The sequence below is a fragment of the Oceanobacillus sp. CF4.6 genome (assembly GCF_051262635.1).
Taxonomy (GTDB): domain Bacteria; phylum Bacillota; class Bacilli; order Bacillales; family Amphibacillaceae; genus Oceanobacillus.
The window spans coordinates 198382-211237 of sequence record NZ_JBIMEX010000001.1 but is presented as its reverse complement, the minus strand read 5'-3'; the positions used below and the strand labels follow the sequence as shown (position 1 = coordinate 211237).

The following is a 12856-nucleotide window of genomic DNA, read 5'->3' as shown; positions in this document are numbered from 1 at the left end:
CTCCTTCTATGTGTTTATTTGGATAGCGGTCTTTTTTCCTTTTTTGAAAGGATGTCCTGTGTAAGATCTTCGGGCATAAGTTCTTCTTCTAGAATTTTAATTTTTTTCTTCATCTGATATGTATCCTGCATCGTTGTAATCGAAAATTGTTCGAGCTGATTTTCCAATTCCTCAAATCTGTCATTCATTAAATATGACAAAACGAAAAGTACAACTGCCACAATAATTATGGAAATTATTGCATATAACATTTATATTCCCTCCCTTGATGTACACTATTAGTTATATCATAGAATGGGAAGTGAGAAAACATTAAATTTTTCCCAATAATTCTTGAAAATTTTCAGGAACTCTGCTATTATAATTAAAGTCTGCACGAATTAAAAAGATGATGATAAAGCAAGTTGTTAAAGTTTGGAGGGAAAAACATGCGCGTAAACGTTACTTTAGCTTGTACTGAAACAGGGGATCGTAATTATATCACTACTAAAAATAAACGTACGAATCCTGAACGTATTGAGCTTAAAAAATATTCACCACGTCTAAAAAAACACACTTTGCACCGTGAAACAAAATAAATGAATTTTTACTCAAAAACTCTTATCATAAAGATAAGAGTTTTTTATTTAGGAGTGGAACGATGGATGAAAAAACGAGTTTGCGAACAGATTCTATTAAAGGATTAAAAAATTTGCCTGAACATGAAAAGCTGCAAATTGAAGAAAAATTAAAGCAACAACTTTTATTATCTTCACTTTGGAAGGAGGCTACAACAATTGGCGTTACAATGGCACAAGGATTTGAATGGTCTACAAAACCAATTATAGAAGCGGCCTGGGAACAGAATAAAACCATTTGTATTCCAAAGTGTTATCCAAAACAAAAAGAACTTATCTTTTATGAACTGAAATCTTTTGAGCAACTCGAAGTCGTATACTATAATCTTCTGGAACCGAAACCGGATATTAGCAAGAAAGTTAAAAAAAATTCTATGGACCTCCTGCTTGTACCAGGTCTTCTCTTCGACAGGGATGGTTATCGGATTGGCTTTGGGGGAGGTTATTATGATCGATTTTTAAAGGACTATGCAAATACAAGTGTCTCTCTGTGCAGCTCAGATCAACTGGTTGATCATGTCCCAGCTGAAAACTTTGATATTCCAGTAAACTACATCATAACCGAGAAAGAAATTATGTCTATCTCATACGATGTATAATATTACATATAAGGAAAATAACTAATAACACCATATTAGTGAAAAGGGTGTTTATTATGAAAACAGTTTTAGCAATTGTAGTAATGTTTTCAACGGTAGCTTTGATATATAAGTGGCGGTACAAGGTAATGAATACATTATTGGCAGTTGGTATTATCAGAAAAATAATGGTGTCCGCATCAATGAACTTACCTTCTGTACGTAATCACATATTGCCGGAATTATTTAATACGAAATCGCATACCTATTAAAGAAGTACGAAGACATGAAGCTGCTTTTAAGTGGCTTTTTTTTGTTTGTTAAGGCACTCTTCGTAATGTTAGTTGCATTTTAATCATCGTTGAGTTGAGATAAAATACGAAGTTTCATAATTCGTGCTATATATAGAAGTTATGCCGTAGAGAAATTGCGAAGGTTAAAAATGCAACATTTCTTCGATAGGACGGCTAAACGCAGTCTCAGTCTTTTAAAAAATTCCACTGATAATATCGGTGTGCTTTTGTTCTATCCAAGTGAAATTAGTTCTGCTATGATAAATGGGGGGAAGGTGAATGTATGTTTTTGGATGAACAATATAAGTTGTATTATACAGCTTATAGTCTCGTAACAGAAAATAATTATGATATTCTGCATATAGATGAGAAAACCGATGAAATATGGCTGGAAAAATATGAAAATAAAAGATCACGGGTCGTTCGATTAGTTCATAAGGGATTTGACTGGAAAAACCATTTAAAAAGAGATATTGCTCACGTATTTCAAAAATCGAAGTCAATGAAAAAATTAACACGTAGTAAACGAATTGATTTATTTAATGTTTATGTTTCCTCACATGCACCCGTGGACGATTGGGAAATATTAAAAAAACCGATGCAGCTTAAAGAGAAAAACCCACTAAAGATGAAGATATTTTATTTGGATGATGAAGATTCATATAATGAATTTCAGAGACTGGAAAGAGACCTGAAACTTTCACTTCTAATAAAGCCGGAAGAGTACAGTGAGGAAGTTAAAGAAAAAAGTGTAATGAAATATAAAGGATATCTCTCTGACTTCCTGCAACGTAAAAGAAAAGAAGAACAAAATGTGTTCTCCTATGGCAAACCTTATTTTACATACATATTAATCGCCATTAATGTCCTTATGTTTATCTTACTTGAGATGTATGGGGGAAGCTCCTCGATTGATACTTTGATTGAAATGGGAGCTAAATATAACCCTGACATCATCGATGGGGAATGGTGGCGGGTTGTAAGTTCCATGTTTCTTCACATTGGTTTCCTGCATCTATTCATGAATATGCTGGCTATCTATTATTTAGGTACAGCAGTAGAAAGAATCTATGGTCGACTAAGATTTTTAATCATTTACTTTTTAGCAGGTATTGGAGGGGGGCTGGCAAGTTTTGCATTTACTACTAGTGTTTCTGCAGGAGCATCTGGTGCTGTATTTGGCTTATTCGGGGCTTTGCTCTTCTTCGGACTAATCTATAAACGTATTTTCTTGCAAACAATAGGAAATAGTATACTAATTATTATTATGATTAATATTGTTTTAGGATTTTTAGTTCCTCAGATTGATATGGGTGCACATCTCGGAGGACTGCTGGCTGGTTTTATTGCCTCTGCTGTTGTTCATCTTCCAGAAAAAGGAAATGTTAAATTACAATTCCCTGCAGTCATTGTTTATATTCTACTCGTTGGAAGCATCGCTGTATTCGGGATAGGTAATAATTTAAACAGTCAAACCTACCAACTAATGCAGATGGAGCAGTTACGTATGGAAGATAAATTTGAAGAAGTGGTTAGCCTTGCAACGGATGCTTTGCAATTAGATGGGGAAGTGGAAGGAGCAATTTTGTTTCAGCGTTCCTATGCCTATATCGAACTAAATAAGATGAATCTTGCTATTCGGGACCTTGAACGAAGTATCGCTTCAGACTCAACAGTACCTGAAGCGTATTACAACCTCGCTCTTTTATATTATAATGATGGGCAATTGGAAGATGCGAATGAAATGATAACAACCGCTTATGAATTAAAACCGGAAAATGAAGACTTTATAAGTTTGTATGAAGAGATCACAGGAGAAAAGCCAAGATAAAAAAGCGCATTTTATTTTGGCTTCATTCTCATTCGTTTGTTATTTGGGTAGTCTTTGTATTAATTGCTCTTTCTTTCCATTCAATTCAAATAATACAATGAGATGTGTACTTTGTTTATCGATTAAGATAAGAGGCATAAAGCTATTTAATTTATCATTTGGTGGATCTAAGGCAGGAATGATATAATTCTTATATAAACCTTCCCACAGTCTTCCGATAGCATTATTTGTTTCTTCCTGCGACAGATTTGGAAGTGGATTATTATTATATCTATACAAATCAATTAGTGGAAAAGTCGTATAGGTTTCTACATCTAGATTAAAGTGGTTAAGTAATTCATGCCAATGAAAAAGCAATTGTTGTTTGGTAGCTCGATCGAGTAATTCTTTCCATTCCATTTCATATCGATTTTCCGGCGTCTTAAAAGATGCTATAGGAGTTGTTGGAGAGTCAATAACATATAGCTCATCATAGGACATCTGTTGAATACTTCGAATATCTTCCTCGGAATAATGATTTTCACCATGGTGAAATGAAATGCTTTGAAGATGTCTGGAGTCCTCACTTTTTAGTCTTTCATTTATTTTTATCCTATTCGTATTTTGAACCCATTTACTTCTGACTCCACGTAATCTCCCATTATCAAATAAAAGAGAAACATCCTGCCTCAGGTACATTGTTTTATCGCTCGCAGATTCTATCTTCCAATCAATTTTATAGGTGTTGATTCCTTCCTCTGATAATAATTTCAAAGTTGTTGCTGTATGTTCCATCGTACTATCTGTATCTAACGGGAAGAAACTTACCGTTGGTTCAGAATGTCCACGGAGTAAAATGATTAATACCAGTATAAGGCTGAAAATAATGATTAATGGTAACCGCCATTTATTCACACGTTTCCCCCCATATCCTTTAGGCTTTTCCTTTATCCTCGTAGGAACACTCCGTGCGTCGCTAATCGGCCAACTTTCGTTTTTGTTTATAACTTGTCTATAATAGGTATGTGTTTTGCCTTGCAATTATGTTTACATACTGAGGTATAGAAAACCATCTCGGTAACAAACTACCTGTATCCTTAATTAAATGTCGGGTGAGATGAGATGAAAGAAAACAAGCAAAAGATGTATGATAGTTATCAGGAAAATGTAGACTATATTACGGATCGATTGGCTGTCGATAAGAGTTTCGATATTATCAAACTGGATTTGGAATACGCTGAAACAAAAATGGCAATGTTTATGATCGACGGGTTTGCAAAAGATGATATCATGCATTTGCTGATGAAATATCTTTCTAAACTTGAACCCGAGGATTTAAAACCTGACCCATTAGCTAAATTGCTGAAAACATATATTCCATATATGGAAATAGACCAGCAGGATAATTTGAATCAAGCTACCGACGCTGTTCTTGCAGGTACAACTGCATTGGTAGTAGAGGGTGTCAATAAAATTATTATGATTGATGCCCGTACTTATCCGGTAAGATCTTCTGAAGAACCAGATCTCGAACGGGTGGTCAGAGGGTCAAGGGACGGATATGTTGAAACAATTGTTTTCAATACCGCATTAACACGCAGAAGAGTACGTGACCGTTCCTTGCGAATGGAGTATTTGCAAATCGGAAGAAGATCAAAAACAGATATCTGTGTATGTTATCTTGAAGATATAGCGGATGGAGAAAAGGTAGATGAACTTAAAAAAATATTAGAAAGTATTGATACGGACGGACTACCAATGGCCGAGAAAACGATTGAGGAATATCTGAGCAGCAGGCACTGGAATCCTTATCCTTCCATTCGATACACCGAAAGACCGGATACTGCTGCAGCACATTTATATGAAGGGCATATTCTAGTAATTATTGATGGATCACCAAGTGTTATGATTACTCCTGCCACGTTTTGGCACCATATGCAACATGCTGAAGAATATAGGCAAAAACCCATGGTTGGTGCCTATTTACGAATTGTCCGTTTTATTGCGGTACTATTTTCAATCATCGTTCTGCCCCTGTATTACCTTTTTTCTGCCAACCCGGATCTGTTGCCCAGTGGACTAGACTTTATTGGTCCAAATGATGCCGGTGTTATTCCATTAATTGTTCAATTTCTCATTGCGGAACTCGGTTTAGATATGCTTCGGATGGCAGCCATCCATACCCCGACCTCACTAGCCACGGCACTCGGTTTAGTAGCAGCCATTATGATTGGTCAAGTATCTGTTGAGGTCGGGTGGTTTACGAATGAAGTCATCCTCTATATAGCTACTGCGGCTATCGGTTCCTATGCGACACCAAGCTATGAAATGAGTATGGCTAACAGACTGACCCGGATTTTTCTGCTGCTGACTACCGCCGCATTTGGTGTTGCAGGATATGCTTTGGGGATAACCATTTGGATTATTTATATTACGAAAATGAAAGTATTTCATATCCCTTATTTTTGGCCATTTATGCCCTTTTCATATAAGGCATTTCGTGACATACTCATACGTACTCCAATTCCATTAAAGAATCGAAGACCGACATTTCTAAATCCACAAGACCCGGATCGATAATCGTACCCGGGTTTTTTATTATTAATACCTTAAATCATTAATTTTTGATATAATAAAGAGTGGTGATTATAATGAATTCAATTTATGATATACAACAATTGCTTAAAAGATATGGTACATTTATCTACACTGGCGACAGAGTAGGTGATCTAAACCTGATGGAAATGGAAATCGACGAACTTTATCAAATGAAATTTATAAAAATTCAAGAATATCAAATGGCTAAACTTTTACTCCTAAGAGAGAAAAATAGAATTGCTGGAAATAAAGGAGCGAATAACGCATGACAGAATTTCTTATTGGAATCGATATTGGTGGAACATCTGTAAAAATAGGAATAATTGAAAATAATGGTGCAATCCTTAAAAAATGGGAAATCCCAACAAACATTTCGAATGGTGGAATGGCTATTGTGAATGATATTTGGTTATCAGTTCGTGAAAAAGTAGATTCACTGAACCTGAATAATACTTCAATTATTGGCATAGGAGTAGGAGCACCGGGTTTTATTAATGCAGAAACCGGATTTGTATATGAAGCCGTAAATATTGGTTGGAAAAATTTTGATTTGGCAAATCAATTGAAAGAAAAGTCTGGCCTACCAGTATTTGTGGAAAATGACGCTAATATTGCCGTTCTCGGTGAAAATTGGACTGGGGCAGGAAACCAAGCTCAAAATTTGATCGCAATCACACTCGGTACTGGGGTCGGCGGAGGTATTATTGCCAATGGTTCTATACTCAGTGGAGAGAATGGGATGGCGGGAGAGCTGGGTCATATACATGTGGAAGAGAATGGCTATGCATGTAATTGCGGAAATCGTGGTTGTCTAGAGACGGTTACATCTGCAACAGGAATCGTAAGACAGGCGATTGAAAAAATAGAAGCGTTTCCTGCTAGTCTACTTGGAGAAACCTACAAAAAAAATAAACGAATCACATCAAAAGACGTTTTTGAATTAGCAAAAAATGGCGATTCCATCTCAAACAGTATAATTAAAAATACTGCAGATATACTTGGCAGGGTGATTGCAAATATGGGTGTTATTATTAATCCATCTAAGGTTCTAATTGGTGGCGGAGTATCAACTGCCGGCGATCAGCTAATAGACGAGATTAGAATTGCATTTGAAAAACATGCATTGCCTAGGGTAATAGAAGCCTGTGAAATAAAAGCAGCACATCTTGGTAATGATGCTGGTATTATTGGTGGCGCATTTTTAGTTTTGGATAAATTGCACAGAAATGTTTAGACCTTGTTTTTCCTCCTCTTACTACTAAAATAGTAATCTCACAAAAGCTATTTATTAACATATTGTAAATATAGTGAAACCTTTTGAATGGCTATTCCGTCTTATATAATAGTTGTTTATGTAAACCCTAGTTTACATTTCCATCAAATAGGGAAAGAATGAGAAAGCAATTTTATTTAGTAATTAAAAAGAATAATATGGAGAGAGTTTTTATAGGAGGAAGAATCATGAAGTTTAAACTACCTACAATGCCTTTATATATAATAGCGGCATTATTGTTTGGATTTAAAACATATATTGTTTATCGATTAATATTTAATATTGAATTAGAAAACATGATGCAGGAGTTTATTTTATTTATAAATCCATTTGTATCGGCATTTTTGATATTCGCTATCAGCGTATGGTTCAATAAAACATCACGGCAAATGAAATTCATTAGATATACCGCTTTGTTTGTAACATTTATTGTTTTTGCAAACCTAGTGTTTTATCGTCAATTCACAGACTTTATAACCATTCCTCAATTATTCATGGGAAGTAATATGTCTGACTTAGGATCAAGTATAATGACACTGATCAAGCCTTTGGACATTTTGCTTTTTGTTGATGCAGCCATTATATGGTATTTAAGTAAAAAACAAGAAGCTGAATTGGCTGTTGAATATCCGAAGAGCGGGAAAGTCTTTGCGCTTGCAATCTCACTTGTGCTGTTGGCAGGTAATTTTTTCTTAGCAGAAATGGAAAGACCACAATTATTCACACGAGCATTTGATCGTGAATATCTTGTGAAAAACATTGGGTTATTTAACTATCATGTTTATGATCTAGTTGTACATTCCAAAACGGAATCGCAACGTGTATTCGCTGATGGAAATGAATTACCTGAAATACAGGATTTCATTAATGAGAACATAAAAGTCGTTGAGAATTCCGATAAGTTTGGAGCCGCTGAAGGTAAAAATGTAATATTCATTAACGCGGAATCGCTCCAGCATTTCGTTATCGATAATCAACTTCATGGTGAAGAGGTAACACCTTTCCTTAACAGTCTTGTTACGAATGAAGACACGTATTATTTTGATAACTTCTATGAACAAACGGGCCAGGGAAATACTTCTGATTCCGAGTTTCTAGTAGAAAATTCACTTTATCCATTATCACGTGGGGCTGTATTCTTTACACATGGTGGTAATGAATACCATGCCCTACCAGAAGTAATCGAAAAAGAAGGTTATACTTCAACAGTCCTCCATTCGAATAACAAAAGCTTTTGGAATCGGGAAGGGATGTATGAAAGCCTGGGAGTCGATCACTTCTATGGTGAGGAAGCATATGAAGTATCAGAAGAAAATTCAATTGGTTGGGGCTTGAAAGATAAACCATTCTTTGAACAATCCATTAAGTATTTACAATCGATGGAACAACCATTCTATTCGAAATTTATTACATTGACCAACCATTTTCCATTTGAAATGGATGAAGAAGATACGTCAATGGATCCTTATGACTCCAATTCAAATACACTAAATAATTATTTTCCGGCTGTTAGATATATGGATGAGGCTATTGAAGACTTCTTCGGACAGCTAAAAGACTCCGGTTTGTATGAAGATTCTATGATTATTATCATGGGGGATCATATCGGTATCAGTGCAAACCACAATAAAGCAATGCGTATGTATTTGGATAAAGAAGAAATTACTCCTTTCGATCAAGTTCAATTACAACGGGTACCATTATTTATTCATATTCCCGGTGATGGAAATGGGGAATTAATATCTGATATTACCGGTCAAATTGATATGAAACCAACTATTTTAAGTCTGTTGGGTATCGAAGCCGAAAATGATATTTATTTTGGAAATGATGTCTTTTCTGAAGATAGGAAGGAATACATCGCCTTAAGAAATGGTGATTTTATAAGTGATGAGTACGTTTCTACTGCAGGTATCTGCTATGATCGTCAAACCGGTGAACCAATTACGAGTGAAACCGATACAGAGACTGAAAATCAAGCTAGAGTAGCAAATGTTTGTTCCCCTATTGAGGAAAAAGTGGAAGCAGAATTATCTTATTCCGACAATTTGATTTATGGGGATTTGTTTCGATTTATTAATTTCAAAGAGAAAGAATAAACATTTAGAATAAAAACTGCTTTCAGTGTTTACTGAAAGCAGTTTTTTACATTAAAAAAAGTTAACCCGTTAAAGTTAACTTTTCACTTGGAGCAATTTACTTAATTAATAATCCCAATCTCTGATAAAATCGTTGCAATTGAGAAGAATCCAAATGCCAACGCTGTAACCGCTGAAAAAGCTAAAGCAAATAGATTTTTGTATTTAAGTTGACGAATGACTGATACGACAGCCAGTAATGTTACAAATAAAAATACAATTGCTAATACAATATGCTGCATAAATTTCATCCTCCTTTGAAGCTGTACTCCTAATAGCTTGGCAGTTAAGAAAGTATAAATCCTTTCTTACTGCATAAGTGCAACTAAGGTCGTCACTTAAAAGCTTGGTGACAACCAAGGTTACTAATAATTGTATTAGGGAATACTTTTATATTATTATGTAACTAAGACAATCTATTTCTATTTTAAAGCATTCGTTTGTTTTTGTCGAGTTAAAATAAAAACGTTTTCCTGAATTACCAATTTGTGATTATATGGGGGTTTTATAATGAATATTGAGGGTATGTCTTTAGGACCTATTGGTACTAACTGTTATATTATTTACGAGGGGAAGGAGGCATTGCTGATCGACCCTGGTGCTGAAGTGGAAAAAATATCCGCATTTTTACACCAAAAACAACTCCATCTCCAAGCTATCTTATTAACGCATGCACATTTCGACCATATTGGAGCACTAGAGGAAATTAGAAAACATACCGGCGCAGAAGTTTTCATTCATAAAAATGAAGTATCCTGGCTATCGGATCCAATGAAGAACGGTTCACGGAAGCTGCAAGATAGTGAAATCACTGCCAGTCCTGCAGAATTCACATTAAACCCTGGACAGATGCAGCTTGGCCCATTTAACTTTACTGTCTTGCATACTCCGGGACATTCGCCTGGCAGTGTAAGTTTTGTATTTGAAGAAGAACAGTTTATTGTAAGTGGGGATGTCCTATTTTATCAGGGGATAGGGAGAACGGATTTGTATGGAGGCAATATGAAGGAGCTGGAAATGAGTATTCGAAATCAGTTATATACTTTAGTGGATACATATACCGTCTACCCCGGACACGGTCAGGAAACTACAATCGGTATGGAAAAGCAAAGAAATCCCTTTGTACGGATATGAAGTACAACAAAATGAAAAACCCCTGCATGGTGAAACATGCGGGGGTTTTTCATTTTAATGTCCGAAACCAGGTACAAGTATAAATTCAGAATACCAAGTAAAGCCAACCATAAATACGGTGCAATACGCTCCAAATAAATACATATACATACGTTCAGATAATTTTAAATAACCTACTGTAAGGAAAAACGCCGTTTGAACCAGGAATAAGAGTGCAGTATTCATCATGTCACCGACGTAAAACATTACTGTAAAAATACCTGTCCAAAAGGCAAGTACACGAAACATCCGATCCATGTGTCTTCCCCCTCCTTTTATGTAGCCTTTTCATAGTTATTATATACGACGTTTAACAGAATGTAAACGAATGTCATTAAACATTTGAAGTTTAGCTATATATTTACAGTTTTAACCGTTTCCATCAATCATATTCTTGAATCGGTTTCAACCAGATTGGAAATCTCCACGACACCTGCGTCTTTATTCTCTTTAATTATTTATTGGTAAATCGTATATGTCGTTGGATCGCTTAAATCATATGTTAAATAGAGGTATTCCTAGAGCGCTTGTTATAAACTGTATAAGCTTATTCTGTCACATTTTCTTCAATTTCTAATATATTTTTAATGGCATAAATATGGTTATTTGAATTTGTAGTAATTGTAAAAAATAATTCATAGTTATTCTGTTCGATCTCCTGCACTTCAATACGCACTTCTCCGTAGGGAAAATTATAATCTAACGTACCCGGAACCGTTATTTCATCGATATCCGATTTTATTCTTTCACGTCCCATCTGAAAGAGAGTCTCCATTTTTAGTTGTTGGAGATACCTGTCAGTTATTTCCATCCCGCGTTGGTAGCTTTGAATGTGAGCGGTGATCAATATCAAAGCTAATGTCGTGATAAATAATACATATGGCAAGATAAACCCATGTTGATTATTGGTAGTGGATAATAATTTTCTCATGTTTCGCTCCTGTTAACATCGTTACGGACACGTGGATTCCAAAAGGGAGGGAGGCAAAAGAAATATTCTTTACATCCCTTAAATAAATTTCATGACCTTGTCCGTTTACCTGGCGTCTAATCAAACTGCCATATAATTCAAATGTAGCTGTCACATCTTCATATTGTTGGTTTAAGTACAACTTTTTTCCATTGGTTTCTACGGATGTTGATTTAATAACATCATTCCGAATAAAATGAAAGAATTGCTGTGCAGAAATTTCATCATAATTGGACTCATAGTCTGCGAATTGAATCAGATAGCTTAAAAAAGGCAACGTACTAGATAGGATCGTAATCATTAATAGTAGCGTAACAAATGTAAAACCTTTTTCACGATGCCTGTAAACCATACAAACACAATCTTTCCTCTCTTTGCTTTGCATTATTCCATGCGACACATCCTTTTATAAATTCTTGTTCCATATTAAATTCAAATCGGACTTGAATGGAATTTAACGTTTCAGTAAATTTCAAGGGAAGTTCTCCAGGAGTATCCCAAATCACATGCTGCAATTCATCATGGAGTATAGATGCCAAATTACGACGATCACTTAACACTTTTTGTTCCGCATCCACTATTAAAATAAGCGGCATAAAAGTGGAAACTGTGGTGAAAAGAATACTTGCAGCAATTAACACTTCGATCAGTGTAAATCCGCTATTTTTCTGCAATGTAAAACCTGCCTTTCCCAAGTTGAAATACGGCATCATAAACCGCATGTTTTGTCGTTATTTTAATTGTGCGCGGATATAAAAATGTTCCATTTTCATTGAAAATAATATCGGCATTTCCTCTTGGATCAATAAGCAATCCAGAGGGGTAAAATCTTTCCGCAATTGTCTTCTTAGTACCTTGTAATATTTTATAATGATCCTTATATAATCGGATGAAAACTTTCTCATCTGTATTTAATGTAGATAAACTTTGGACATACAGCACATCAAATTGAAAAGTCTCTAAAAACTGCTTTTCCTGCTGTTTTTCAATTGCATCCAAATTAATTGTAGGGAAGAGTAACAATATGACAGATAAACTAGTTAATACAAATAGGACTTCCAGCAAGGTAAAACCGTTACAATTCTTCTGGTTTAGCAACAAGTCTTTTAATTCCTTCATCATCTGTAATATATTGTAGTTCTTTGCCATTTGGACATTTTTTCTGTTCGTCATTTATATATTGTGGCACCAAATCATCTAAAGACGACGGATATTCATTTTTTTCAATATAATAAGCATCTACTTGGGCCTGAACAACGCTGACAAGCGCTTTACATCCTTTACTGTGAACTTCACTTCCTTTATCTCCAAGGTTTGGAACGATAAGAATAATCAGAACCGATATAATCATCAATACGATTAACATTTCAATCAGGGTGAAACCTTTATTGTTATTAAACATGATC

Annotated in this window: 18 protein-coding genes; 9 read left to right on the top strand and 9 right to left on the bottom strand. The window is 35.2% G+C overall.

Annotation, left to right across the window (positions count from 1 at the left end):
- Positions 1–14: 14 nt before the first annotated feature.
- On the bottom strand, positions 15–251 hold the full coding sequence (locus tag ACHABU_RS01190) for a hypothetical protein (protein WP_435761426.1): 237 nt from the start codon (positions 249–251) through the stop codon (positions 15–17).
- A 177-nt stretch (positions 252–428) separates the two neighbouring features.
- On the opposite strand from ACHABU_RS01190, the gene rpmG reads away from it, so the two are divergent.
- From rpmG to ACHABU_RS01170, 4 genes are all read left to right on the top strand, one after another.
- Positions 429–578, top strand: a complete 150-nt coding sequence (gene rpmG, locus ACHABU_RS01185) for a 50S ribosomal protein L33 (protein ID WP_067730425.1) — start codon at positions 429–431, stop codon at positions 576–578.
- A gap of 62 nt (positions 579–640) precedes the next feature.
- Positions 641–1216, top strand: a complete 576-nt coding sequence (locus ACHABU_RS01180; protein WP_435761423.1) for a 5-formyltetrahydrofolate cyclo-ligase — start codon at positions 641–643, stop codon at positions 1214–1216.
- A gap of 56 nt (positions 1217–1272) precedes the next feature.
- Positions 1273–1467 (top strand): hypothetical protein, encoded by a 195-nt coding sequence (locus ACHABU_RS01175; protein WP_435761421.1) that lies wholly within the window; start codon positions 1273–1275, stop codon positions 1465–1467.
- A gap of 304 nt (positions 1468–1771) precedes the next feature.
- Positions 1772–3319, top strand: a complete 1548-nt coding sequence (locus ACHABU_RS01170; protein ID WP_435761419.1) for a rhomboid family intramembrane serine protease — start codon at positions 1772–1774, stop codon at positions 3317–3319.
- Positions 3320–3358: 39 nt separating this feature from the next.
- On the opposite strand, the gene ACHABU_RS01165 is transcribed toward ACHABU_RS01170, so the two are convergent.
- Entirely contained in the window at positions 3359–4213 is an 855-nt protein-coding gene (locus ACHABU_RS01165) for a hypothetical protein (RefSeq protein ID WP_435761417.1), read from the bottom strand.
- A gap of 207 nt (positions 4214–4420) precedes the next feature.
- Between ACHABU_RS01165 and ACHABU_RS01160 the strand changes: the two genes are divergently transcribed.
- The 4 genes from ACHABU_RS01160 (at position 4421) to ACHABU_RS01145 (ending at position 9268) form a co-directional block, all read left to right on the top strand.
- On the top strand, positions 4421–5878 hold the full coding sequence (locus ACHABU_RS01160) for a spore germination protein (protein WP_435761415.1): 1458 nt from the start codon (positions 4421–4423) through the stop codon (positions 5876–5878).
- Between the two features lie 71 nt (positions 5879–5949).
- Entirely contained in the window at positions 5950–6165 is a 216-nt protein-coding gene (locus tag ACHABU_RS01155) for a YqgQ family protein (RefSeq protein WP_435761413.1), read from the top strand.
- Positions 6162–7130 (top strand): ROK family glucokinase, encoded by a 969-nt coding sequence (locus tag ACHABU_RS01150; RefSeq protein WP_435761411.1) that lies wholly within the window; start codon positions 6162–6164, stop codon positions 7128–7130. The genes ACHABU_RS01155 and ACHABU_RS01150 overlap by 4 nt, the downstream gene beginning before the upstream one ends.
- Before the next feature lie 227 nt (positions 7131–7357).
- Positions 7358–9268: an LTA synthase family protein gene (locus ACHABU_RS01145; protein ID WP_435761409.1), complete on the top strand. Its 1911-nt coding sequence runs from the start codon at positions 7358–7360 to the stop codon at positions 9266–9268.
- A gap of 101 nt (positions 9269–9369) precedes the next feature.
- Here the strand turns inward: ACHABU_RS01145 and ACHABU_RS01140 are convergent, their stop codons facing one another.
- The gene (locus tag ACHABU_RS01140; RefSeq protein WP_435761407.1) at positions 9370–9549 is read right to left on the bottom strand and encodes a DUF2759 family protein; all 180 of its coding nucleotides are present in this window, start codon (positions 9547–9549) and stop codon (positions 9370–9372) included.
- A 268-nt stretch (positions 9550–9817) separates the two neighbouring features.
- Between ACHABU_RS01140 and ACHABU_RS01135 the strand changes: the two genes are divergently transcribed.
- Positions 9818–10441: an MBL fold metallo-hydrolase gene (locus ACHABU_RS01135; protein WP_435761405.1), complete on the top strand. Its 624-nt coding sequence runs from the start codon at positions 9818–9820 to the stop codon at positions 10439–10441.
- 54 nt (positions 10442–10495) lie between these two features.
- Here the strand turns inward: ACHABU_RS01135 and ACHABU_RS01130 are convergent, their stop codons facing one another.
- From ACHABU_RS01130 to comGC, 6 genes are all read right to left on the bottom strand, one after another.
- A complete protein-coding gene (locus tag ACHABU_RS01130) occupies positions 10496–10738 on the bottom strand; it encodes a DUF2626 domain-containing protein (RefSeq protein ID WP_435761403.1) in 243 nt (80 codons plus the stop codon).
- Between the two features lie 289 nt (positions 10739–11027).
- Complete coding sequence (locus ACHABU_RS01125; RefSeq protein WP_435761401.1) at positions 11028–11411, bottom strand: hypothetical protein; 384 nt, start codon at positions 11409–11411, stop codon at positions 11028–11030.
- On the bottom strand, positions 11383–11802 hold the full coding sequence (locus ACHABU_RS01120; protein WP_435761399.1) for a competence type IV pilus minor pilin ComGF: 420 nt from the start codon (positions 11800–11802) through the stop codon (positions 11383–11385). The genes ACHABU_RS01125 and ACHABU_RS01120 overlap by 29 nt, the downstream gene beginning before the upstream one ends.
- Positions 11783–12124: a type II secretion system protein gene (locus tag ACHABU_RS01115; RefSeq protein ID WP_435761397.1), complete on the bottom strand. Its 342-nt coding sequence runs from the start codon at positions 12122–12124 to the stop codon at positions 11783–11785. The genes ACHABU_RS01120 and ACHABU_RS01115 overlap by 20 nt, the downstream gene beginning before the upstream one ends.
- Positions 12111–12551, bottom strand: a complete 441-nt coding sequence (comGD, locus tag ACHABU_RS01110; protein ID WP_435761395.1) for a competence type IV pilus minor pilin ComGD — start codon at positions 12549–12551, stop codon at positions 12111–12113. The genes ACHABU_RS01115 and comGD overlap by 14 nt, the downstream gene beginning before the upstream one ends.
- Complete coding sequence (comGC, locus tag ACHABU_RS01105; RefSeq protein ID WP_435761393.1) at positions 12526–12852, bottom strand: competence type IV pilus major pilin ComGC; 327 nt, start codon at positions 12850–12852, stop codon at positions 12526–12528. Before comGC ends, comGD begins: the two co-directional genes overlap by 26 nt.
- Positions 12853–12856: the final 4 nt, after the last annotated feature.